Here is a 23130-nt window from a genome sequence, read left to right on the forward strand (position 1 = left end):
GCAGGCGCCCGTTCGGACGCCTGCTGTGAGGATGGCTTCAAACTCGAGCCAGTGCCTCAGACCGGCTTGATCAGCGCGTGGCGCTTCTTACCGACGGAGAGCTTGATCACGCCTTCGGGCAGAAGCGCGTTTTCGGCGAGGCTCAATTTGTCGTCCTCGATCGTTGCATCGTTGACGCGGACGGCACCTGACTGAATGTGCCTCCGTGCCTCGCCGTTCGATGCAGCAAGACCGGCAGTAACCAACGCAGCAAGGATGCCGATACCGGAATTGAGTTCGGCATGTGTCACCTCGGCCGTAGGCAGCGACAGATCGATGGCGCCAGTCTCGAACGTGGCCCGCGCAGTCGCCGCAGCCTCATCCGCTGCCGAACGGCCGTGGACCATCGCTGTCACTTCCGTCGCCAGGCGCTTCTTGGCCTCGTTGATGTCGCCGGCAGCGACACGGGCGATTTCATCGAGTGGCAGCGTGGTGAAGAGCTTCATGAAGCGCTCCACATCGGCGTCCTCGGTGTTGCGCCAATATTGCCAGAAATCATAGACGCTCAGCATCTCGGAATTGAGCCAGATGGCGCCGCCGAGCGACTTGCCCATCTTCTGGCCTGACGCTGTGGTGAGCAGTTGCGAGGTCAGGCCATAGAACTGCTTGCCGAGCATGCGATGACCAAGATCGATGCCGTTGACGATATTGCCCCACTGATCCGAGCCACCCATCTGCAGCACGCAGCCATAGCGCTTGTTCAACTCAACGAAGTCGAAAGCCTGGAGGATCATATAGTTGAATTCGAGGAAGCTCAGCGATTGTTCGCGATCGATGCGCAGCTTCACCGAATCGAAACTGAGCATGCGGTTGACCGAAAAGTGCTGGCCTACGTCGCGCAGGAACTCGACATAGTTGAGCCCCAGCAGCCAATCAGCATTGTTGGCCATGATGGCATTGCCACCGGCTTCCTCGAAGCTGAGGAAATTCCCGAACTTGGCCTTGATGCCCTCGATATTGGTCTTGATCCCCTCGACGCCGAGAAGCTTGCGTGCCTCGTCCTTGAAGCTGGGGTCACCGATCATACCCGTGCCGCCGCCCATCAGGGCAATGGCGCGGTGACCAGTGGCCTGCAGCCAGTGCAGCATCATGATCTGGGTGAGATGCCCCACATGCAGGCTCGCGGCGGTCGGGTCGTAGCCGATATAGGCCGTAATCTGGCCCTCGCTGGCCAGCTTATCGAGTCCTTCGGGGTCGGAAATCTGAGCAATGTAACCGCGCTCGTCGAGCGTACGGAGGAAGTCGGATTTGAATTTGGTCATTTGGTGCGATCCAGATGTCGCCCTACCCACAGTGTCATTCCCGCGAAAGCGGGAACCCCTGTTTGAGGGCGGCGGTATTGAACGGAGATCCCCGCTTTCGCGGGGATGACAACGCAGAGGATATGATCGCAGTCTGGTGCGCTCTTGCTGTTCTCAGCGCCCGCCGCCGTCCGCGATCTCCTGACGGCGACGGTCGAGATACTCGGCGCAGGCCGTGGTCAGTTCGTCGATCTTGCCTTCGTAGAAGTGGTTGGCGCCTTCCACGATCTGCTGCTCGATGGTGATGCCCTTCTGCGTCTTGAGCTTGTCCACGAGCTTCTGCACCGAGGTGGGCGGGGCCACGCGGTCCTTGTCGCCATGGATGATCAGGCCCGAAGACGGGCAGGGGGCGAGGAAAGAGAAGTCATAGAGATTTTCCGGCGGCGACACCGAGATGAAGCCTTCGACTTCCGGCCGGCGCATCAGAAGCTGCATGCCGATCCAGGCGCCGAACGAGAAGCCAGCAATCCAGCAGCCGCGAGATTCGCGATTGATGATCTGCAGCCAGTCGAGCGCGGCGGCCGCGTCGGACAGTTCACCGATCCCATGATCGAACACGCCCTGCGAGCGGCCGACGCCACGCGAATTAAAGCGCAGCACGGAAAAGCCACGTTCGGCGAACATATAGAAGAGATTGTAGACGATCTGGTTGTTCATCGTTCCGCCGAACTGCGGATGCGGATGAAGGACGATCGCCACCGGAGCGTTGGGTTCCTTGCCCGGCTGGTAGCGGCCTTCGAGGCGCCCCTCGGGGCCATTGAAGATAACTTCAGGCATGGTCTCTTTTCCGGCCTTTTTCGGCTCTGTGGCTAAGTTGATCCGACTTGTCAGGAATGCCTTTCGCGCCGCTTGACTATGGGCGGGAGCGTCCCTAAAACATGGGTCGAAAAAACCAGTTTAGAATGGTTCGAAATTTGTTTTTGCCCGCGAGTTGCGGCATGTGCGCCCCTTGTAATGAAGTTGGGCGGCAAATTTCAAGAAGTGTTTGGTTTTCGGGTCAATTCGAGGCTCTGGACCGGACGCAGGAATAAGTCGGCTACGAGAGTATCAAGAAAGCATATGGCGAAAGAGAGTATCTATCTCGATCACAACGCCACTGCACCGCTTCGTCCCGAAGCGCGTGCTGCGCTTCTTGATGCGCTCGGACTGACCGGGAATCCTTCTTCCGTGCACGCTCATGGGCGAAAGCTGCGCGACCTGATCGAGACTGGGCGCGCGCAGGTGGCAAAGCTGGCCGGTGCGGAACCACGCCAGGTGGTGTTTACTGGATCGGCCACCGAGGCACTGACGCAGGCTATCGTAGGTGGCGCCAAGTTCTTTTCGGCAGGCGCCATCGTGGTTAGCGCAGGCGAGCATGCTGCCGTCTCCAAGGCCGCCGAGGCGACTGGCCTACCGGTCTGGACTGTCGCATTGGACGCAGATGGCCGCATTGATCTTGATCAACTCAGGGCTCTCCTCCAGGAGGCGGATGATCAAGAGATCTCGCTGCTGGTCGCTGTTCACTGGGTCAACAACGAGACCGGTGTGGTTCAGCCGATCGGCCAGATATCTGTTCTTGTCGGGCCGACGCGTCACGCGCTGGTGATCGATGCCGTGCAGGCGTTGGGCAAGCTGGATCTGGATTTTGCCTCCTCCGCTGCCGACATGATGGCCATCAGCGGACACAAGATTGGTGCGCCAGCAGGCATCGGCGCTCTTCTGGTGAAAGGTCACTGCGACACTATCCGGCTCATTCCAGGCGGCGGGCAAGAGCAGGGGCGGCGCGGGGGTACGGAATCGGCGGCTTTGATCAGCGCGTTCGGCGCGGCGGCTGCGGCGCCCTTAATCGATATCGCCAGAGCTTCGGATCTGGCAGCTCAGGTCGAAAAGGGCCTGCGGGCATTGGCAGCAGATGTCGTGATCTTCGGCGAGGCGGCTCCTCGGATCGGCAATGTCGTTAATTTCGCCGTGCCTGGCGTGAAAAACGCGACTGCCATGATGAGCCTTGATCTGATGGGCCTGTCGGTTTCGGCCGGTTCTGCCTGCTCCTCGGGCAAGGTTGGTGCCAGTCATGTTCTTATCGCCATGGGCATAAACCGGACCCTCGCCGAATGCGCATTGCGCGTCAGTTTCGGCTGGAATTCTGAAGCTGGGGATGCTGCGGCATTCCTTGGCGCATTTGAAACAATCCTGGCCCGCCACCGGCGGACCGGGCAGGCAGCCTAGCTGCTGGAACGGATGATGGTTCGCGGCGGCCTTGACCCGTCGATGGACACTTAAGGAGAAGCCTGATGGCGGACTACGATATTCCGACGCTCAAGGAAGAAATCGATCGGGAGACGGTCGAGCAGGTGCTGGCGCTCGACGTCGACAAGTATAAGTATGGCTTCGAGACTGAGATCGAGTCCGACGTGCTTCCGCCCGGTCTCACCGAGGAAACGGTTCGCTTTATCTCTGCCAAGAAGGAAGAGCCGGAGTGGATGCTGGAATGGCGTCTCGACGCGTTTCGTCGCTTCCAGACCCTCGAAGAGCCCAATTGGGCCAAGCTGCACTATCCCAAGATCGATCTGCAGGCCATCAGCTTCTATGCAGCTCCGAAATCCTTCAATGGCCCCAAAAGCCTTGATGAAGTCGATCCGGAGCTTCTAAAGACCTATGCCAAGCTTGGAATCCCGCTCAAGGAGCAGGCGATCCTTGCCGGCGTCCAGGGTGCAGCAGAGTCTGTCGGCACACCGTTTGGCGCCAATGTCGCCGTTGACGCCGTGTTCGACTCGGTTTCGGTCGTGACGACCTTCCGCGAAGAGCTGGCCAAGGTCGGCATTATCTTCTGTTCGATCTCGGAAGCCGTGCGTGAGCATCCCGAGCTCGTCAAGAAGTATCTTGGTTCCGTGGTACCTGTTTCGGACAACTACTATGCCACGCTGAACTCGGCCGTCTTCACCGACGGGTCGTTCGTCTATATCCCGAAGGGCGTTCGCTGCCCGATGGAGCTGAGCACCTATTTCCGCATTAACGAGAAGAATACCGGCCAATTCGAGCGCACGCTGATCATTGCGGACGACGATAGCTATGTGTCTTACCTCGAGGGCTGCACGGCGCCGATGCGCGACGAGAACCAGTTGCACGCAGCGGTCGTCGAACTCGTGGCGCTCGACAATGCCGAAATCAAGTACTCCACCGTCCAGAACTGGTATCCGGGCGACAAGGACGGCAAGGGTGGTATCTATAATTTCGTCACCAAGCGTGGCGATTGCCGTGGCGTGAATTCGCACATTTCCTGGACCCAGGTCGAAACCGGTTCGGCCATCACCTGGAAATATCCCAGCTGCATCCTGCGCGGCGATGGTTCGCGCGGCGAGTTCTACTCGATCGCCATTTCCAACGGCTACCAGCAGGTCGATAGCGGCACCAAGATGATCCATCTGGGCAAGAACACGTCAAGCCGCATCATCTCCAAGGGTATTGCGGCGGGATTCTCGGACAATACCTATCGCGGACAGGTCTCGGCTCATGCCAAGGCCAAGAATGCCCGCAACTTCACCCAGTGCGACTCGCTGCTGATCGGCGACAAGTGCGGCGCCCACACGGTTCCCTATATCGAGAGCCGCAACGGCACCGCGGTGTTCGAACACGAAGCCACGACCTCCAAGATTTCCGACGACCAGATGTTCTATTGCCTCCAGCGCGGCCTCAACGAGGAAGAAGCTGTGGCTTTGATCGTCAACGGCTTCGTCCGCGATGTCTTGCAGCACCTGCCGATGGAGTTCATGGTCGAAACCCAGAAACTGATTTCGATTTCGCTCGAAGGTAGTGTGGGATGACCGACGAAACCACCAATCTGGTGTTAGAGCATTTGCGGGCGATCCGCGCCGACATCGCATCGATGAAGGCCGATATCCGCAGCGTGCAATCGGAACAGACCGCGACGCGACACGAGCTGCGCGCAATTTCTGTTCGCGTTGATCAGACACTCGAAGACATCGCGACAGTCAAGGTCCGCCTTGACCGCATTGAACGTCGCCTCGATCTCACCGAACCCGCGGAATAGCGCGCAACCGGCCGCAGCATTCCCTTCCTGAAGAGACCAAAATTATGACCACTCCCGTTCTTGAAATCCGCAATCTGCACGCCCGCATCGAGGAACGCGAAATCCTCAAAGGTGTGAACCTCGTCATCCCGCAGGGCGAAGTCCATGCCATTATGGGCCGTAACGGCTCGGGCAAGTCGACGCTGAGCTATGTGCTCGCCGGCAAGGAAGACTATGAAGTCACCGAAGGCGAGATCCTGCTCAACGGCGAAAATATCCTTGAGATGGAGCCCGATGAGCGTGCTGCGGCTGGCCTTTTCCTCGCGTTCCAATACCCGATCGAGATCCCCGGCGTTGCGACCATGACCTTCCTCAAGGCGGCCATCAATGCCCAGCGCAAGGCCCGCGGCGAAGGCGAACTTTCGACGCCCGATTTCATGCGCGCCGTCAAGGAAGCCGGCGCCCAGCTTAATGTCGACAGCGCCATGCTCAAGCGTCCGCTCAACGTCGGTTTCTCTGGTGGCGAAAAGAAGCGCGCCGAGATCATGCAGATGGCGCTTCTGAAGCCTTCGCTGGCCGTGCTGGACGAAACCGATTCCGGCCTCGACATCGACGCGCTGCAGGTTGTCTCGAAGGGCGTCAATGCCCTGCGTGACGGCAAGCGCTCCATGCTCGTGATCACCCACTATCAGCGGCTGCTCAATCACATCGTGCCGGACGTGGTGCATGTGTTCTCCGATGGCCGGATCGTGGAAAGCGGCGACAAGGACCTGGCGCTCAAGCTCGAAGCCGAGGGCTATGCCAACTACGGTGGTGAGGCCGCCTGATGGTTCGTCCCAACTTTCCCGTACGCCTCGGTGCTGCCGAGGAAGCGCTGATCGCCCAGCTCAAATCCGCCGGTGCCGATCAGGCTGCCGAACGCGTCACCGTCGCAGGTCTGCCGACCCGTCGCGTCGAGAGCTACCATTATACCGATCTCAAGACGCTGTTGCGCGCCGTGCCGCCTATGGGCCAGCCGGCCAATCAGGTAGATGTACCGGCGCTGGCTATCGCGGGTTCCTACAATCTCACCCTGATCAACGGCGCGGTGTTCCAGCAGGGCGAGGCCCCGGCTGGCTTGAAGGTGGGCACTGTCACGGGCGGAGTGCTGACTACTCGCGATGATATCCTTGTTCACGTGAACAATGGTCTTGCCCGGGAGGCACTGTCGCTCGATGTCGCCTCTGGCGCCGAGCAGATCGTGCAGATCGCCCGCCGGATCGAGGGAGAGGCGGCTCACGTCGCCGATGCCGTCAAGATCTTTGTCGGCGATGGTGCGAAGGCAACCATCGTCGAGACGTTTACCGGCTCCAAGGCTGCGCATGTGGGTAACCATGCGACCTATCTGGCGCTCGGCAAGGATGCCGTGGTGACCCATGTCACCATCGATCTGAGCGGACGCGAGACCTCACATTTCGCGACCAATGAGTATCATCTGGCTGACGGGGCGAAACTTCGCACGCTTATCGTTCATGCCGGTGCCGGCCTTTCGCGCACGCATTTGTTTCCGCGTCTTGGCGGGGCCGGCGCGCATGCCGACGTGACCGGACTGAATCTCGTTTCTGACGGACAACACTCCGATATCACCATGGAAACGAGCCACGCGGTTGCGCATACATCGTCGCAGCCTTTGTTCAAGTCTATCACCCGTGGCCACTCCAAGGCCGTGGTGCAGGGCAAGCTCATTGTGGCGCGCGACGCGCAGAAGACCGATGCCAAGTTCATGCATCAGGGTCTGATGCTGTCAGACGAAGCGGAAGTCCTCTCCAAGCCCGAGCTCGAGATCTACGCCGACGACGTGGTGTGCGGCCATGGGTCGACCTGCGGGAAGCTCGACGAGGATAGTCTCTTCTATCTGCTTAGCCGAGGCATCCCCAAGGCTGAAGCCGAGACAATGCTGGTGCGTGGCTTCATCGCCGAACTAATCGATCCGATTGAAGACGATGCGCTCAACGAGGCGCTGCAGGGGATCGTCGACGGCTGGCTTCTGACTGGACAATAAAACTCGAAATCCTCGTGGTTCGAGGCGCTTTGCGCACCTCACCATGAGGATTTCTCCTCAGCTCCCGAGATAGCCCTCATGGTGAGGTGGGAGCGCAGCGACCCTCGAAGTAAAAGGGCGGTTGGCAGGACCAGATGATTTTCGACCTAGAAAAAGTGCGTGCCGACTTCCCGATCCTCTCGGAAATGATCCACGGTCATCGGCTGGTGTTTCTGGACAGTGGCGCTTCAGCGCAGAAGCCTGTGCAGGTGCTGGATCGCATGGATCATGTGTTCCGGCATGAATATGCCAATGTGCATCGGGGGCTTCATACGCTCGCCAATCGCGCGACCGAGGCTTACGAAGGCGGCCGCGACAGCGTGCGGCGTTTCCTTAATGCCAGGCGGATCGAGGAAATCATTTTTACCCGGTCAGCGACCGAAGCGATCAATCTGGTGGCTTCGTCCTTTGCCGGTCCGCGGCTTGCTGAGGGTGACGAGATCGTCACCACGATCATGGAGCACCATTCCAACATCGTACCCTGGCATTTCCACCGGGAACGCAAGGGCGCGATCATCAAGTGGGTGGATGTGCGTGACGATGGCAGCTTCGATCTCGACGCGTTCGAAGCGGCGCTGACCGACCGCACCCGTATCGTCGCCCTCACGCATATGTCCAATGTGCTCGGCACGATCACTCCGATCAAGAAAGTCGTCGAGATCGCGCATGCTCGTGGCATTCCCGTATTGGTGGATGGTTCGCAGGGGGCTGTGCACACCGCAGTCGACGTGCAGGATCTCGACGCCGATTTCTATGTGATGACAGGCCACAAGCTTTATGGCCCCACCGGCATCGGCGTGCTTTACGGCAAATATGATCTCCTCGCGGAAATGCAGCCCTATCAGGGCGGCGGGGAAATGATCGAAACTGTCACTCTTGACGGTGTGACCTATAACGAGCCGCCCCATCGGTTCGAGGCGGGTACACCGCCCATCGTCCAGGCTGTCGGGCTTGGAAGCGCGCTCGACTATATGCGTGACCTCGGGCGCGAGGAGATCGTGGCGCATGAGCATGCCGTTGCCGAATATGCCTACGAAAAACTGAGCCAGATCAATTCACTTCGGCTGATCGGAACCGCGCCTGGAAAGGGCGGTATTTTTTCTTTCGAGATTGCCGGCGCGCATGCCCATGACATCGCTACTATTCTTGACCGCTATGGCATCGCCGTCCGCGCGGGAACTCATTGCGCCCAGCCTTTGCTGAAACGTTTCGGCGTCACCTCTACCTGCCGGGCTTCCTTCGCACTATATAACGGCAAAGACGATGTGGATGCGCTGGTCGATGGCATCGAGCGCGCCCGTAAATTTTTTGCCTGAGAGATATGGTATGAGCGAAGACACGACAGTGCAGGCCGACACGGCTATCGATACTCGCGTCGCCCCGACGATGCCGGAAAGCCTTGGTGAAACAGAGGTGCAGCGTATCACCTCGGACCTGATCGGCGCCCTCAAGACAGTCTATGATCCAGAAATTCCGGTCGACATCTACGAATTGGGCCTGATCTACAAGGTCGACCTCGACGACGATCGCAACCTGACGATTGACATGACGCTGACCGCTCCCGGCTGCCCGGTTGCGGGCGAAATGCCAAGCTGGGTCGAGAACGCAGCTCGTGGCGTTGAAGGCATTCAGGACGTGACGGTCAACATGGTTTTCGATCCGCCATGGGATGCATCCCGCATGAGCGAGGAAGCACAGGTTGCGCTGAACTGGTGGTAATCTCCGGCGTTTAGCGCTATATATCGCAAAACACCGATAAAGGCAGAAGTCCATGGCCTTCAAAATCATGTCCCTGAGTGAAGCCGCTGCAGAGCGCATCAAAGAAATCATGGAAGATTCCGACAAGCCGGTGATCGGCCTGCGCGTCGGGATCAAAAACGCCGGCTGTGCCGGGGTCGCCTATACGATGAACTATGTCACCGAGCCGCTGACCGGTGATGATCATGTTACCGATCGTGGCGTCGATGTCTGGGTGGACCCGAAGGCGACCATGTACCTGCTCGGCACGGTCATGGATTTTGAGGAAAGCAAGATGTCATCCGGCTTCACTTTCAAAAATCCAAACCAGACGGGAGCCTGTGGCTGCGGCGAAAGCGTCACGCTGAAGGCGGCAGACCTCAGGGCTATCGCAGAAGCGCGCGCTAGGGCCATCTGATCGCCTGGAGGCAATTGCGTCGGATCGCGCTTTGTCCTAACACGGCGGCATCATGCCAAAGACGCTCCCGCCTGCCTACACCGTCATTCCCCCTGGCCGTCCGCTTTCTGGCCGCGTTTCCCCGCCAGGGAGCAAGTCCATCACCAATCGAGCGCTGCTTCTGGCAGCATTGGCCAAGGGCACCAGCCGGTTGACGGGGGCGCTCAAGAGCAAGGATACCGTGCTGATGGCAGAGGCGCTGCGCCAAATGGGCGTGGTCGTCGAGGAGCCGGATGTGCAGAGCTTTCTTGTTACCAGCAGCGGCAGTCTGACTTCGCCCGCACGACCTCTGTCCCTTGGTAATGCCGGCACAGCTACACGCTTTCTGACGGCGGCTGTTGCGACCATCAACGGTACGGTTGTGGTCGATGGCGATGAAGACATGCGCCTTCGTCCCATTCGTCCCCTCGTTGAAGCTCTCCGATCCCTGGGAATCGAGGCAAACGCACCCACCGGCTGCCCGCCGGTGACGATCCTTGGCACTGGCCGGTTCGGCAAGGGAAGGGTGGAAATCGACGCATCGTTGTCGAGCCAATATGTTTCGGCCCTGCTGATGGCCGCACCCTTCGGCGAGGGACCGATCGAGGTTGCGCTGGCCGGGCACGATATCGGCGCGCGCGGCTATGTGGACCTGACACTGGCCGCCATGCGGTCCTTCGGCGCCAAGGTCGAGGAAACATTGCCCGGGACCTGGCTGGTTCAGCCCACAGGCTACACCGCCACCGATTTTCACGTCGAGCCCGATGCCTCCGCTGCGACCTATCTTTGGGGCATCGAGGCGCTGACTGGTGGGACCATCGATCTCGGCGTCTCGCCCGACGCCTTCACCCAGCCCGATGCGGCTGCGCAGGCGGTCCTCGCGCAATTCCCCCATATGCCGGCCGTTATTGATGGTTCACAGATGCAGGACGCGGTGCCCACCATGGCAGTGGTCGCAGCGTTCAACAATCATCCCGTGCGCTTCGTTGGCATCGCCAACCTCAGGGTCAAGGAAACCGATCGGATTCGTGCGGTCGCCAACGAGCTGAACCGCATTCGTCCTGGACTGGCCCGGGAAGATGGAGATGATCTGATCGTCGCTTCAGATCCGGCGCTAATGCAGGCAGCGAACCGCGCCGAAACTTCGCGGATTGAAACCTATCACGATCATCGCATTGCCATGAGTTTCGCGCTCGCCGGTTTAAGAGTGGGGAATGTGACGATTCTTGATCCGGCATGCACCGGCAAGACCTATCCCGAATACTGGGACATGCTCGCTTCGCTCGGGGTCGAACTTGTGCCCACCAGTTGATCAGCCCTGTGCGGACTTGCGCATGGCTTCCATCAGGTTTTCTTCGTTAATCACCCGATTTCGGCCGGCATGCTTGGCCGCGTAGAGGCAGCGATCCGCACGATCGATGAGTGAAGCTGCCGTGTCGCCGGTATGAAACACGGCAATGCCAAAAGAAGCAGTGATTCGACCGAGCTTTTCATTGGTCGAACGCTTCAGCAGTTCCTTGCCGTGGATGGCCTGGCGAACATTTTCCGCCACGATCATCGCCCCCTTCAGGTCGGTTGACGGGAGGATGGCGACGAACTCTTCTCCGCCATAGCGAGCGGCGAGGTCCCGGCCCTTGATGTTGGACTTGAGAGTCATGGCAACAAGGCGCAGCACCTGGTCTCCGGTCTGGTGACCATAGGTATCGTTGAAGGTCTTGAAGTGGTCTATATCGATCAAGACAAGGCAAAGCGGGCTGCCGTTCTGGCGGGCTTCTGAGATGGCAGCTCGCAGGCCTTCGTCGAAGCTCTTGCGGTTGGCAATCTTGGTCAGCGGATCAAGCAGCGATTCCCTGCGGACATCGTCCAGGTCGCGCTGAAGTGCCGCAATATCTTCTCGCGAAGCGTCAAGCTTTTGCTCAAGCAGGCGGTTCGTATCCTGCATGCGGCGCGTTTCCGCAAGGAGCCGTCCTGCGAGTGCCTTGATCGCATCCGGACCGATTTCACGCTCGAGATCGCCTTGCGCTGACTGGAGAGAGCCCGAATATGCATTGGCCGTGAACATGGCCTGATCGATCGCGGAGTGAACGGCCTCGATGCGCGCCTGCATTCGCTCGGACACGTTGGTAATCCGATCGTTGACATCGGACTTCAGGAACTCGTTGTAAAGCGTCTCGGCTAAGCTGGCGGACGGAGAATCGCCCGACGAGAAGATCGCGTTGATCCGGTGATTGAGCGATGGGTTTACGCCCGTGGCGTAGGTGTAGAGCAACTCATAAAATTGGGGGTAGGGCGGAATGCTGCTCTTCTTGAGAAGGTCGAGTGCCGCATTGGCGTAACCAAGCGCGCGCTTGAATTCGTGATCCGACACTGCCTACCACCTGCGCCTTACTGCGCCGACCACCGGCATCCCATTCTGACATTGAAGTCAATTTCAGGCTAGTATGCCAGCCTGCCGAGTGGTCAGGCCAGCAAATTCATGCGGATCACGGGCAGCTCGCTAGGTTTTTTGCTCTGGGAGACGAGCTGGCCTGAGCAGGAACGCCGGAATAGGGCCTGCATCGCCAAACGGAGAATCGGATGGCGCATCGAGCATATCATCCTCTTCACGCCGCTCGCGACGGCGCGAGGATGCATTGCCCCGAGCTGACTGAGGCTTTGGGAGCGCTGCCTCTTCCCTAGCCGAATCAGCTTCGCCCGCGCCTATACGTCCGCGGCCGCGACGGCGTGAGCTGCGGGCCGGCTTAGGTGCTTCGTCATCTTCCGAGCTTGGCTCGTCAGTCGCTGCAGAGCCAGTATCGAGCCAGTCGATCGGTTTCTGGATGAGCTTGAGGATAGCATCGAGGTGCTTCTCGTCGCCAGGACCCACGAAAGTGTAGGCAGTGCCTGTGCGACCCGCGCGTCCGGTGCGGCCGATGCGGTGCACATAGTCTTCCGCATGGACGGGCACATCGAAGTTGAACACGTGACTGACTGCGGGAATGTCGAGACCGCGGGCCGCAACGTCGCTCGCCACCAGATGCGTGAGATTGCCGGACTTGAAGGCGTCCAGCGTTTCCATGCGGCTCTTCTGATCCATGTCGCCATGGAGAGCGCCGGCGCTGTAGCCGTGGCGGGCAAGGGAACGCGCCAGCGTCGCGACATCCCGCTTGCGATTGCAGAAGATGATGGCGTTGGTCAGCCCCTCGGCAGCATCAATCCGCGAGCGCAGGGTTGCGCGTTTCTGATCGGGGCGCGAGGACACCTTGACCAATTTCTGGTCGATCGTGTCGGCCGTCGACGCCGTACGCGACACCTGAACATGTACCGGATCCCTGAGGAAGCGCTTGGTGAGGCGCTCGATCTGTGGGTCCATGGTCGCGGAGAAAAGCATGGTCTGACGGCGGGGCGGCAGGCGCGAGCAGATCTTTTCGATGTCGTCGATGAAGCCCATGTCGAGCATGCGGTCAGCTTCGTCGATAACGAGGATTTCGACACCAGTCAGCAGGATCTTGCCGCGATCGAACTGGTCGAGGAGGCGTCCGGGAGTGGCGATCAAGACATCGACGCCGCGGTCGAGCTTCTTGTTCTGGTCTTCGAAGGACACGCCGCCAATGATCAGCGCCATGGAAAGGCGATGATTCTTACCGTACTTTTCGAAGTTCTCTGCCACCTGCGCGGCAAGCTCGCGCGTGGGTTCGAGAATGAGCGTGCGCGGCATGCGCGCCCGCGCGCGACCGGCTTCGAGCAGGGTCAGCATGGGCAAGACAAACGAAGCGGTCTTGCCTGTACCGGTCTGGGCGATGCCGATCAGATCCTTCTTCTCCAAGAGGTGTGGAATGGCCTGAGACTGGATTTCAGTCGGTCGCGTGTAGCCCGCAGCTGTAACAGCTTCGGTAACTTTGCTCGAAAGGCCAAGGCCAGAAAAATCGTCGGTCAAGGTCGGAAATTCCACTCAGCGGGTCGCCCGGTGCGGGCCGAACGGGTGTGTTCGACGGGCGTGCCGGAAGTCAATCGCAAGGCCCTTGCTTTGGTTCTGTGGCCCGACCCAAGTCGACTGGACGGCGGAAGTGCTGCATTCGTGCGACGGGCTAGTGCCGTCCACTATGTCGCCCACCATCAGATAAGGCGCCATAGAACTCGAAAGCCAAGCATTTCCTGCCAAACCTTGCGGCGCGGACCATAGCGCAAACCCCTTGCGTGTCAACGGTCTTGCCGGCTTTTTAGGTGCTGGCGAAGAATTAGTCGTTTCTGGCGGAACTGGCTCGCGCGACGACACGCGGCGTCACAACGAAATGGTCCGGCTGCATCCGTCCGTCAATGCGCTCGATGAGGAGACGCGTCGCCTGGAGACCCAGGACTTCGCCGGATTGATCAATGCTTGTCAGGCGGTTTTGCGAGAAGTCGCAGAAGATGGTGTTGTCATAGCCGACCACTGCCAGATCGTCTGGAATCGAAAGGCCGAGTTCGGTTGCAACGCTGATGGCCTCGAACGCCATGAGGTCGGTCCAGCAGAAAATTGCGTCGGGCTTGTCCTTGCTTTCAAGAAGCTTGCGTATGGTGAGTTGTACATCCCGCAGGACTTGCGGTGCGCGCAGGATATTTATGGCGCCTCCTAGCCCTTGTTCCGTCATCTCCAGACGATAGCCCAGCTCGCGCTGATTGATGACCGTCGACACGGGAGCCGAGAGGCTCAGCATGGCAATTTTACTATGGCCATTCTGGCAAAGGTGGCGAACGGCAAGGCGAGCGCCGAGTTGGTCATCATTGTTCACCGCATCAAATTTCGCGCCGTCAATATCGTGATGGCCGATCACGACGAGTGGCGTGCGCTTGGCGATGTCATTGAGCCTCTCGTTGTTTTCGTTGGGGCCGACCAGAATCAATCCGTCCATCTGCCGATCGATCATGGCTTCGACCAGCGCCGAGGCAGAGGTGCTAATGCCCTGCATCGCTTGATACCGCGTCCGTTCCAGCGCAGCATTCACCCCCGCGAAAATGTCGGCAAAAAAGGGGTTGCGCAGGTCAGGGAAGACCAAGCCCAAGGTATAGGTGCGTCCGCGCAAGCCACGCGCCGAGGCAAGCGGGCGGTAGTTAAGCTTGTCCATCGAAGCCTGGACTTTGGCCCTGAGAGCTTCGCTGACCCCGTAAGCATCGCGCAAAACCTTCGAGACTGCTGCGACCGACACACCAGCATCGCTGGCAACGTCCCTTATAGTGATGCGCGGCGTTCTTGCTGCGGCTTTCTTTTGCATTCTCGTTCTCCCCCCGAAGCTTTTCGCACCTATTCCAAAAAAAGCCTATTGCGAAGAGCGGAGAAATGTAGAACGCTACACGTAGAACAGTTTACACCCGCTCAAGCGGGGTGAGGAGATTCCGACGTGTTGAATGAAACTGCCGCCGAGCTGCCCTCCAGCTCGCGTACCCATGCGCGCACCTGGACTGCTCAGATGGTCCGTCCGAAGGCTGATCGTGGAGTGGGCACGCCGGCGAGTTTCATTGCCAAGACGTTTATCCTAGACAAGATCTCCGGCCGAGAGGTTCTCGATATCTCGGCACTGGGCCTCTACCTCTGCTTCATCAACGGCACGAGAGTGGGTGCAGATGTGCTGACTCCCGGCTGGACCGCTTATGATGCGCGGCTCAGCTATCAGACCTATGACGTTTCTTCCTTGCTCGTCGCAGGCGAGAACCGCATCGAAATCTGGCTTGGGGATGGTTGGCTGCGGTCGCAGCTGATGTGGGGCAAGTTCCCGATCTACAACACCTGGGGAAGCCAGATCGCGGCATTGGCCGAGCTTCGCTCCGCTCCGGGTGACGCAAATCCCGTGCTTGTCACGGACGCAAGCTGGGAAAGCGGCGAGTTGCCGATCCGCAAGTCCGGCATCTACTTCGGCGAGACCTACGACGCTCAGATCCAGCCCACCGTGTCTGCGGGCACGGAAGCGATCGACTTCAATCATGATCGCCTCGTTGCGCACGAAACGACGCCGGTGCGCGAGCTTGAGCCGCTGAAAGCCATCAAGAGTTGGACGGATAACGAAGGTCGCCAGGTCTTCGATTTCGCCCAGAACGTCGGCGGCTATGTTGCGATTTCGGTCAGCGGGTCAGCTGGTGCGACCGTCGTGATCGAACATGCCGAGGTGCTCGACAAGGACGGTAATTTCTACAACGTCAACTATCGCACCGCCGAAGCAACAGTCACATATACGCTTTCGGGGCAGGGGACGGAGAGCTACCGGCCACACTTTACCTTTCAGGGTTTCCGTTACGCCCGCGTCGCTGTCGAGGGTGACGCCAAGCTCGTCGACATTCGATCAATTCCCATTAGTTCAGTGACCGAGCAGAAGGCCAGCTTCACTTCGGGCAATGAGCTGGTAAACCGCCTGTTTCTCAACACGCTCTGGAGCCAGCGCGGCAACTTCATCGAAGTTCCGACCGATTGTCCGCAGCGCGACGAGCGCCTGGGCTGGACGGGCGATGCTCAGGTTTTTGCCGGTACCGCCGCCTATCTGGGCGAGGTGCATGGTTTTTTCCAGAAGTGGGTCCGCGACCTCATGGTCGATCAGCGCGATGATGGGGCTGTGCCCCATGTCTGTCCCGATCCCACAAGGATGCAGCCCGAGCATTATCCAGGCTTTTTTGGTTCGACCGGCTGGGGCGACGCTATCTATCAGGTGCCATGGCAGGTCTATCTGCATTATGGCGACACGGCGTTCCTCGAAGAGGTTCTGCCGAACATGGTCAAATGGGTCGATTTTGTCTGGTCGATCAGCGATGGCCCAATTGTCTCGCCGCCGCGCGAATGGGGTGCACGTGGCTTCTCCTTCGGCGATTGGCTGCAACCCAAGGGACCAAGTGCCAAGCCGCTCCCCACTATCGGTGACGATGCCGCCGCGACGATTTACCTGCATATCGCCGCAAAGCAAGTCGCGCAGATTGCCGAGATCGTGGGCGATGCAGCAACGGCGCAGCGCCTTGGCAAGATGGCTGAAGAGGTGAAGTCCGCCTTTGTCAGCGAATTCATCACCGCATCCGGTCGCCTGGCCTATGACGATCAGACCTCTTACGCGCTGGCGATCCTTCACGACCTCGTTCCAGCCGAAAAGCTGGAGGCAGCGAAAGGATACTTCAAGAACACCATCGCGCGGACCGAAGGCCGAATCGGCACCGGCTTCATCGGAACACCGGCCCTTCTGCCGGCTCTGATCAAGATCGGCGAGTGGGGCCTTGCCAGCGAAGTCTTCCTGCAGGAGGAAGTGCCCGGCTGGCTCTATCAGGTGAAGATGGGCGCAACCACCATCTGGGAACGCTGGGATGCGATCCAGGCTGATGGCACCATCTACAATCCGCAGATGAACTCCTACAATCACTATGCCTACGGTGCGGTGTGCCAGTGGCTGATCGAAGGCGTAGCCGGCTTTCGCCCGGACGAAAAGGATCCGGCGTTCAAGACGGTCATCTTCGAGCCGCTCATTTTGCCTGACCTGTCGCCGGTCAGTGCCGAGCACGACAGTCCCGCTGGGCAGATCCGGGCCGCCTGGACGATCTCGGGTGAGGCCGTTCGCTACGAGTTGGAGGTGCCGGCACAGAGCCGGGGCATTCTCAAGCTTGCATCAGGCTATCGTGATGCCACGCTCGATGGAGAGGCGCTCGCCAGCCATGAGGCGACGCTTTCGCCAGGCAAGCATATCGTGACCTTCAACTATACCGCACCCAAGCGCACCGAGCGCGCAAAGTCGCGGGTCAACGCCAATACGCCATAAGGCTCGGACAACAGTTATTATTGCGGCCCGCAGGAGGCGGGCCCCCAAGGGAGGTAGACCATGACTAAAACAAAACTTTTTGCCCTGATGGGCGCCAGCACACTCGGGCTGATGATCTCGGCGAACGCGGTCAGTGCGCAGCAATCGGGCTATCTGTCGTTCCTCATCGACAATGGCCCCCAGTCGGTTGCCGTCGCCGAAGCGTGGGTGGCCGCTTACACCGAGAAGAACCCCGATGTCACAATCGACATCGAAGTGCGGCCCGGTGGTGGCGAGGGCGACAATATCGTCAAGACCCGTCTCGCGACAGGCGCCATGGCGGACGTCTTCTTCTACAATTCAGGCTCGCTCTTTCAAGCGATCAACCCGACCCAGAACCTGCTGCCGGTGACCAATGAGCCTTGGCAAGAAGGCGTGCAGGAGAGCTTCAAATCCGTGGTTTCCGCAGGTGGCGAAGTCTACGGAACGCCTTTTGCGCCGGCTATGGGCGGCGGCATTTTCTACAATCGCGGCATCTATGAAGAGCTCGGCCTGGAGATTCCCACAACCTGGGAAGAATTCATGGCGAACAACGAAAAGATCAAGGCAGCCGGCAAAACAGCCGTGATCCAGACCTATGGCGAGACTTGGACCAGCCAGCTGTTCGTCCTTGCTGACTTCTACAACGTGCTGGCTGCTGAGCCGGACTTTGCGGAGAAGTTCACTGCCAACGAAGCCAAGTTCGCGACCTCGCCAGCAGCCTTGCGTGGCTTCGAGAAACTTCAAGAGGTCTACGAAGCCGGCTACCTCAATGCCGATTTCGGCGCTGCAACATATCCCGACGGTCTGCGCATGGTTGCAACGGGCGAGGGCGCTCATTATCCGATGCTAACCTTCGGCATCGGCGCGATTGCAGAAACTCTGCCGGACAATCTCGATGATGTCGGCTTCTTCGCACAGCCCGGTGACAGCGCGGACAGCAATGGCCTGACCACCTGGATGCCGGACTCTGTTTATATCGCTAAGAGCACCTCGAGCCCGGATCTCGCCAAGGACTTCGTCGGCTTTATCGGCTCGCCTGAAGGCTGCGACATCCGCAACGAAGCCGTCGGTGCGACCGGTCCATACATGATCGCCGGCTGTGAGCTTCCGTCGGATGTGCCACCCGCCGTTTCCGACATGCTGCCCTACTTCCAGGAAGGTGGAAACAACGCACCGGCGCTTGAATTCCTCTCACCGGTCAAGGGGCCTGCCCTCGAGCAGATCACCGTGGAGGTCGGATCGGGCATCCGCTCGGCTGCCGATGGCGCGGCACTTTATGATGAGGACGTACGCAAGCAGGCTCAGCAGCTGGGCCTTGCCGGCTGGTAATCATTTCTGACCCGCTTCGGCTTCGGGAGGACTGATCCTTCCGGAGCCGATTGCATCGCGAGGCTTTCATGACAGCAGTTGCTGCGCCAGCGCTTCCAAAGCGCCGGTCCCTTTATCCTGGCTGGTTCTATGCACCGGCTGCAGCCGTTTATTCCGTGCTGTTCTTGGCGCCGACTCTTGCGTCTCTTTATTTCAGCCTGACGCGTTGGACGCTTTTCGACGCGACTTTCATCGGCTTCGACAACTTTGCGCAGTTCTTTCGCGAGCCGTTTCTCGTGCAGGGCTTGGTCAACACCGTTATCTACGCGGTCGTGACATCTGGCCTCAAGGTGGTGGTGGGCATGCTCCTGGCGCTGATGCTGACCAGTGAGATCATTGCGCGCGGCTATCTGCGCTCCGTCATCTTCTTCCCGGTGCTCGTGTCTACGGTGGGCGTCGGCATCACCTTCACAGTGTTGATGCATCCCACCCAGGGGATGATCAACCAGACGCTAGCGTTTTTGGGTATGGCAGGTCCAGGTTGGCTCGTGGACCCCAGGCTGGCGCTCTTTTCGGTCGCGCTTGTCGATGTCTGGAAAGGTGTAGGCCTTGCGACGGTGATCTATATTGCTGGTCTGGTCGCCATTCCGCGCGATTACTATGAGGCCGCCCGCATCGACGGGGCGACCAAGTTGCAGAACTTCTTCTACGTGACGCTGCCGCTGAGCCGGCCGGCCACAGCAACCGTCATCACCCTGTCCTTTATCGGCGGCCTGCGCACCTTCGATCTGATCTGGGCCATGACAAAGGGCGGGCCGGGCTTCGCGTCCGACACGATCGCATCGGTGATCTACAAGCAGTACCAGGCAGGATTTTATGGTCTCTCGACCGCCGGCAACGTCGTCCTCTTCATCCTGATCGCCGTGCTCGTCGTGCCGCTGACCATGTTCCTCAATCGCAAGCAGGGCCACGAATGAAACGGTCGCGCGCTTCCATCATTGGCGGTTCCGCCGCCATCGCCGCCACTTTCGTGGTCTTTGTCATCCCGTTTCTGTTCATCATTCTGATGGCCTTCAAGGATCGCCAGCAATCGGCGCTGCGCGACTTCTCCTGGCCCACCGGCTTCCATCTCTGGGACAATGTCTTCGAGGTCGTGCGCACCCGCAACTGGATGATGATCACAGCCTTCGTCAATTCTTCGATCATCACTGTCGCCAGTGTCACCCTGCTGATCGTGTTTGCGGCCATGGTCGGATTCGTGCTGGCTCGCCGCAAGACCCGGTTCAATGGGTTGATCGAATTCCTGATCCTTGCCGGATTGATGATCCCGCCCGCGGTCGTCCCCACCATCTGGCTGCTGCAGGGCCTCAAACTCTTCGGCACGCTCCATGGCATGATCCTGATCCAGGTCGCCTATAATCTGCCGTTCTCCATTATCCTCTACCGCGCCTTCATTGCGACTATCCCGCGTGAGCTGGACGAGGCGGCGGTGATCGACGGCGCGCGACCCTTCGATGTGTTCTTCCGCGTCGTGCTGCCGCTGCTCTGGCCTGTCACCGTGACAAATATCGTGGTGCAGTCTGTAGGGATCTTCAACGACTTCACCAATCCACTCTATTATTTGCCGGGCAACCAGAACGCGACCGTGCAGCTGACGCTCTATAATTTCCAGAGCCAGTTCAGCACCGCCTACAATCTGTTGTTCACCAATATCCTGCTCATCACTATCCCGCCCCTGATCGTCTTCATGTTCTTCAATCGGCAGATCGTCGCCGGTATGACGGCTGGCGCGGTGAAGGGCTAGCCGATGGGTAACACCACAAAATTCTCACTCAAGGGGATCTGACCGATGGCCGGTTTGGAACTGAAGAACATCCAGAAAAGCTATGGCTCGGTCGAGGTCATCAAGGGCGTAAGCCTCTCGATCGACGACGGCGAATTCGTCGTGTTCGTCGGGCCTTCGGGCTGTGGCAAGTCCACCCTTTTGCGCATGATTGCTGGGCTTGAAGATATTACAGGTGGCGAACTCTTTATCGGCAACAAGCTCTGCAATGCTGTCGAGCCACGGGACAGGTCCATCGCCATGGTGTTCCAGTCCTATGCGCTTTATCCGCACATGACGGTTTACGACAATGTGGGGTTCGGACTGAAGCTTGCCCGAACCCCGAAGGATGTCCGCGACCAGAAGATCCGCAACGCGGCAAAGATCCTCAAGATGGAGCATCTGTTGGATCGCAAGCCAGGGCAGCTATCGGGCGGCCAGAGGCAGCGCGTTGCCATTGGCCGCGCTATCGTGCGCCAGCCGGAGGTCTTTCTGTTCGACGAACCGCTATCCAATCTCGATGCTGCGCTGCGTGTCGATATGCGGATGGAAATCTCCAAGCTGCACCAAACCCTGAGTGCAACCATGATCTATGTCACGCACGATCAGGTCGAAGCCATGACCCTGGCGGACAAGATCGTCGTGCTGGATGGCGGCGTCGTGCAACAGGTGGGCAGCCCTATCGACCTATATCAACGACCCACAAACCTGTTTGTGGCCGGGTTTATCGGTTCGCCGAAGATGAACTTCGTCGAGGTGGTCGTGGAAGCGGTCAACGAGGACAACATCATGGTTGGGAGCAAGGACGTTGCGCGGCTCGGCGTTCCTGCGACTGTCGCAGGCGTTAAGGTGGGTGATACGCTCACCCTCGGTATCCGCCCGCATGATCTGTCGCCCGCGACAAATGGCGCTGTGGTGGGCCGGGTCAGTCTTGTCGAGAGGCTGGGCAATGAAACCATCGTCAATATCGAACTGGCTTCCGGCATTCCATGGCTTGCGGTTCTCGACGGCGACCAGGCGCTGCGCGTGGGAGAAAGCATCGCGCTCGCTGCAGACCCCGCCAAGGCGATCCTCTTTGATCGAACTGGTCAGGCGCTGCTGGCACCCATTGCCTGAACTAAAGCGACCTCCCAAACCAGGCCCCCAAGTGGGGCCTTTTCTTTGCAAGCATGTCGAAGACGAGCGGCGCCAAACGTTCTAGAGTGGAAACCGGCTGAGGACACCTGACGGGCGATGGGAGGTCACCTTCCACGCGAGACGGCTCCTGATGGCCACGTGTGAGGATCGTCTCATGACCCCATTCCACCAGATACTCGCCAACAACCTCGTTGCCAACGTCGTCAATTTCACAGTGTGGTTTGCGGTAACCTTTTGGATATTCCTCGAAACAGACTCGGTCTTTGCCACGGGCATGATTGCCGGAATCTTCCTGGTCTTCACTGCCAGTTTCGGCATCTGGTTCGGCTCAATCGTGGACCACAACAGCAAGAAACTCGCCATGCTCGGCTCCAGCATTGCGTCAGCCTTTTGTTACGCAACCGGCTTGGTGCTGCTGCTGCTTGAACCCAACGGTGCCTTCCTCAACCCGTACGGAGCCTATCTCTGGGTCTTTGTCATCGTCATCATGCTCGGCGTGATCGCCGGCAATATCCGCTCTATCGCCTTGCCGACGCTGGTGACCATTCTTATTCCTGAGGATAGGCGCGACCGTGCCAATGGCCTGGTTGGCATGGTTTCCGGCATCGGCTTTCTGACGACCTCGGTGCTATCGGGATTTCTGGTGGCCTATACAGGCATGCTTGGCGTCCTCGTGCTGGCTCTCAGCGCATCGCTGCTTGCCTTTTTCCACTTGATGACGGTTCAGGTCGATGAGGGCAGGGCACCCTCTGATCCGCAAGCGCCGTCGGAGCCGAAACGCGTCGATCTCGCCGGCACGATCAGGGTCGTCAGTGCTGTGCCCGGCCTTTTTGCGTTGATCTTCTTTGCCACGTTCAACAATTTCCTGGGCGGGATCTTCATGGCATTGCTCGATGCCTATGGGCTCTCGCTCGTGTCCGTCGAGGTTTGGGGGCTGACTTTTGGTGTCTTGTCGACGGCCTTCATTTTGAGCGGCATCGTCATTTCGAAAACCGGTCTCGGCAAGAATCCGCTACGCACGCTGTTACTTGTCAATGCCATCACCTGGTCGGTCTGCTGCCTCTTCACGGTTCAGGCGTCGTTCTGGCTGCTTGCCGCAGGGTGCTTTGTCTGGATGCTTCTTGGGCCCTATGCCGAGGCAGCCGAGCACACGACGTTACAGAAGGTGGTTCCGCTCGAGCGGCAGGGGCGCGTTTTCGGTTTCGCTCAGTCGGTCGAGCAGTCGGCCTCTCCGCTCACTGCCTTTCTGATCGGCCCGCTCACCCAGTTTGTCGTCATCCCGTTCATGACGGATGGAGCAGGGGCGCGATCAATTGGTTCGTGGTTCGGCACGGGACCGGCACGCGGCATGGCCTTGGTTTTCACGATCGCGGGCTTTGTTGGCCTGATGGTGACGATCATCGCCTTTAACTCACGGCAATATCGGGCACTATCCGAGGCTTATAGAACCAATAACGATGATGACAGCAGCGGCGGGGCGAGCGTGGCGCACCCCGCCTGA

The 23130-nt window shown here is 59.2% G+C and carries 20 protein-coding genes; 15 read left to right on the forward strand and 5 right to left on the reverse strand.

Features of this window, described 5'->3' with window-relative positions; genetic code table 11:
- Positions 1-56 precede the first annotated feature (56 nt).
- Both tyrS and BM364_RS06940 read right to left on the reverse strand, forming a co-directional pair.
- Positions 57-1301, reverse strand: coding sequence for a tyrosine--tRNA ligase (gene tyrS, locus BM364_RS06935; protein WP_092422706.1), 1245 nt, complete (start codon positions 1299-1301; stop codon positions 57-59).
- Between the two features lie 153 nt (positions 1302-1454).
- Complete coding sequence (locus BM364_RS06940; protein ID WP_092422709.1) at positions 1455-2117, reverse strand: alpha/beta hydrolase; 663 nt, start codon at positions 2115-2117, stop codon at positions 1455-1457.
- Between the two features lie 282 nt (positions 2118-2399).
- Between BM364_RS06940 and BM364_RS06945 the strand changes: the two genes are divergently transcribed.
- The 9 genes from BM364_RS06945 (at position 2400) to aroA (ending at position 10911) form a co-directional block, all read left to right on the forward strand.
- Positions 2400-3545: a cysteine desulfurase family protein gene (locus tag BM364_RS06945; RefSeq protein WP_175528494.1), complete on the forward strand. Its 1146-nt coding sequence runs from the start codon at positions 2400-2402 to the stop codon at positions 3543-3545.
- A 65-nt stretch (positions 3546-3610) separates the two neighbouring features.
- Positions 3611-5140: a Fe-S cluster assembly protein SufB gene (sufB, locus tag BM364_RS06950; protein ID WP_092422715.1), complete on the forward strand. Its 1530-nt coding sequence runs from the start codon at positions 3611-3613 to the stop codon at positions 5138-5140.
- Positions 5137-5367 carry a hypothetical protein gene (locus tag BM364_RS06955; protein ID WP_092422718.1) on the forward strand — a complete coding sequence of 77 codons (231 nt, stop codon included), beginning with the start codon at positions 5137-5139 and terminating at the stop codon, positions 5365-5367. The genes sufB and BM364_RS06955 overlap by 4 nt, the downstream gene beginning before the upstream one ends.
- A 44-nt stretch (positions 5368-5411) precedes the next feature.
- Positions 5412-6173, forward strand: a complete 762-nt coding sequence (sufC, locus tag BM364_RS06960; protein ID WP_092422721.1) for a Fe-S cluster assembly ATPase SufC — start codon at positions 5412-5414, stop codon at positions 6171-6173.
- On the forward strand, positions 6173-7387 hold the full coding sequence (sufD, locus tag BM364_RS06965; RefSeq protein ID WP_092422724.1) for a Fe-S cluster assembly protein SufD: 1215 nt from the start codon (positions 6173-6175) through the stop codon (positions 7385-7387). The genes sufC and sufD overlap by 1 nt, the downstream gene beginning before the upstream one ends.
- A gap of 134 nt (positions 7388-7521) precedes the next feature.
- Positions 7522-8742: a cysteine desulfurase gene (locus BM364_RS06970; protein ID WP_092422727.1), complete on the forward strand. Its 1221-nt coding sequence runs from the start codon at positions 7522-7524 to the stop codon at positions 8740-8742.
- Positions 8743-8812: 70 nt separating this feature from the next.
- Positions 8813-9145, forward strand: coding sequence for an SUF system Fe-S cluster assembly protein (locus BM364_RS06975; RefSeq protein WP_244542834.1), 333 nt, complete (start codon positions 8813-8815; stop codon positions 9143-9145).
- A 52-nt stretch (positions 9146-9197) separates the two neighbouring features.
- Complete coding sequence (locus tag BM364_RS06980) at positions 9198-9581, forward strand: HesB/IscA family protein (RefSeq protein WP_210186395.1); 384 nt, start codon at positions 9198-9200, stop codon at positions 9579-9581.
- Between the two features lie 52 nt (positions 9582-9633).
- Complete coding sequence (gene aroA, locus BM364_RS06985) at positions 9634-10911, forward strand: 3-phosphoshikimate 1-carboxyvinyltransferase (protein WP_092422733.1); 1278 nt, start codon at positions 9634-9636, stop codon at positions 10909-10911.
- Here the strand turns inward: aroA and BM364_RS06990 are convergent, their stop codons facing one another.
- The 3 genes from BM364_RS06990 to BM364_RS07000 form a co-directional block, all read right to left on the reverse strand.
- On the reverse strand, positions 10912-11967 hold the full coding sequence (locus BM364_RS06990) for a GGDEF domain-containing protein (protein ID WP_092422736.1): 1056 nt from the start codon (positions 11965-11967) through the stop codon (positions 10912-10914).
- A 129-nt stretch (positions 11968-12096) separates the two neighbouring features.
- Positions 12097-13515: a DEAD/DEAH box helicase gene (locus BM364_RS06995; protein ID WP_092423961.1), complete on the reverse strand. Its 1419-nt coding sequence runs from the start codon at positions 13513-13515 to the stop codon at positions 12097-12099.
- Between the two features lie 301 nt (positions 13516-13816).
- The gene (locus BM364_RS07000; protein WP_092422739.1) at positions 13817-14830 is read right to left on the reverse strand and encodes a LacI family DNA-binding transcriptional regulator; all 1014 of its coding nucleotides are present in this window, start codon (positions 14828-14830) and stop codon (positions 13817-13819) included.
- 195 nt (positions 14831-15025) lie between these two features.
- On the opposite strand from BM364_RS07000, the gene BM364_RS07005 reads away from it, so the two are divergent.
- The 6 genes from BM364_RS07005 to BM364_RS07030 all read left to right on the forward strand — a co-directional run bounded on the left by BM364_RS07005 (position 15026) and on the right by BM364_RS07030 (position 23130).
- A complete protein-coding gene (locus BM364_RS07005) occupies positions 15026-17341 on the forward strand; it encodes an alpha-L-rhamnosidase (protein ID WP_092423963.1) in 2316 nt (771 codons plus the stop codon).
- Positions 17342-17401: 60 nt separating this feature from the next.
- Positions 17402-18691 carry an ABC transporter substrate-binding protein gene (locus tag BM364_RS07010; protein ID WP_092422742.1) on the forward strand — a complete coding sequence of 430 codons (1290 nt, stop codon included), beginning with the start codon at positions 17402-17404 and terminating at the stop codon, positions 18689-18691.
- A 68-nt stretch (positions 18692-18759) separates the two neighbouring features.
- Positions 18760-19647: a carbohydrate ABC transporter permease gene (locus BM364_RS07015; protein ID WP_092422745.1), complete on the forward strand. Its 888-nt coding sequence runs from the start codon at positions 18760-18762 to the stop codon at positions 19645-19647.
- Complete coding sequence (locus BM364_RS07020) at positions 19644-20474, forward strand: carbohydrate ABC transporter permease (RefSeq protein WP_092422748.1); 831 nt, start codon at positions 19644-19646, stop codon at positions 20472-20474. The genes BM364_RS07015 and BM364_RS07020 overlap by 4 nt, the downstream gene beginning before the upstream one ends.
- Before the next feature lie 45 nt (positions 20475-20519).
- A complete protein-coding gene (locus BM364_RS07025; RefSeq protein WP_092422751.1) occupies positions 20520-21608 on the forward strand; it encodes an ABC transporter ATP-binding protein in 1089 nt (362 codons plus the stop codon).
- Positions 21609-21783: 175 nt separating this feature from the next.
- Complete coding sequence (locus tag BM364_RS07030; RefSeq protein WP_092423965.1) at positions 21784-23130, forward strand: MFS transporter; 1347 nt, start codon at positions 21784-21786, stop codon at positions 23128-23130.

It is taken from the genome of Devosia crocina (genome assembly GCF_900116545.1).
Lineage (GTDB): Bacteria > Pseudomonadota > Alphaproteobacteria > Rhizobiales > Devosiaceae > Devosia > Devosia crocina.

What these genes read in the sequence shown, in the direction of transcription:
- BM364_RS07030 (WP_092423965.1), top strand. Translation starts at nt 21,784, where the DNA reads ATGACCCCATTCCACCAGATACTCGCCAACAACCTCGTTGCCAACGTC.
- sufC (WP_092422721.1), top strand. Translation starts at nt 5,412, where the DNA reads ATGACCACTCCCGTTCTTGAAATCCGCAATCTGCACGCCCGCATCGAG.
- aroA (WP_092422733.1), top strand. Translation starts at nt 9,634, where the DNA reads ATGCCAAAGACGCTCCCGCCTGCCTACACCGTCATTCCCCCTGGCCGT.
- BM364_RS07020 (WP_092422748.1), top strand. Translation starts at nt 19,644, where the DNA reads ATGAAACGGTCGCGCGCTTCCATCATTGGCGGTTCCGCCGCCATCGCC.
- sufB (WP_092422715.1), top strand. Translation starts at nt 3,611, where the DNA reads ATGGCGGACTACGATATTCCGACGCTCAAGGAAGAAATCGATCGGGAG.
- BM364_RS06975 (WP_244542834.1), top strand. Translation starts at nt 8,813, where the DNA reads ATGCCGGAAAGCCTTGGTGAAACAGAGGTGCAGCGTATCACCTCGGAC.
- BM364_RS07015 (WP_092422745.1), top strand. Translation starts at nt 18,760, where the DNA reads ATGACAGCAGTTGCTGCGCCAGCGCTTCCAAAGCGCCGGTCCCTTTAT.
- BM364_RS07025 (WP_092422751.1), top strand. Translation starts at nt 20,520, where the DNA reads ATGGCCGGTTTGGAACTGAAGAACATCCAGAAAAGCTATGGCTCGGTC.
- BM364_RS06940 (WP_092422709.1), bottom strand. Translation starts at nt 2,117, where the DNA reads ATGCCTGAAGTTATCTTCAATGGCCCCGAGGGGCGCCTCGAAGGCCGC.
- BM364_RS06955 (WP_092422718.1), top strand. Translation starts at nt 5,137, where the DNA reads ATGACCGACGAAACCACCAATCTGGTGTTAGAGCATTTGCGGGCGATC.
- BM364_RS07000 (WP_092422739.1), bottom strand. Translation starts at nt 14,830, where the DNA reads ATGCAAAAGAAAGCCGCAGCAAGAACGCCGCGCATCACTATAAGGGAC.
- BM364_RS06970 (WP_092422727.1), top strand. Translation starts at nt 7,522, where the DNA reads ATGATTTTCGACCTAGAAAAAGTGCGTGCCGACTTCCCGATCCTCTCG.
- BM364_RS06980 (WP_210186395.1), top strand. Translation starts at nt 9,198, where the DNA reads ATGGCCTTCAAAATCATGTCCCTGAGTGAAGCCGCTGCAGAGCGCATC.
- tyrS (WP_092422706.1), bottom strand. Translation starts at nt 1,301, where the DNA reads ATGACCAAATTCAAATCCGACTTCCTCCGTACGCTCGACGAGCGCGGT.
- BM364_RS06945 (WP_175528494.1), top strand. Translation starts at nt 2,400, where the DNA reads ATGGCGAAAGAGAGTATCTATCTCGATCACAACGCCACTGCACCGCTT.
- BM364_RS07010 (WP_092422742.1), top strand. Translation starts at nt 17,402, where the DNA reads ATGACTAAAACAAAACTTTTTGCCCTGATGGGCGCCAGCACACTCGGG.
- sufD (WP_092422724.1), top strand. Translation starts at nt 6,173, where the DNA reads ATGGTTCGTCCCAACTTTCCCGTACGCCTCGGTGCTGCCGAGGAAGCG.
- BM364_RS07005 (WP_092423963.1), top strand. Translation starts at nt 15,026, where the DNA reads ATGGTCCGTCCGAAGGCTGATCGTGGAGTGGGCACGCCGGCGAGTTTC.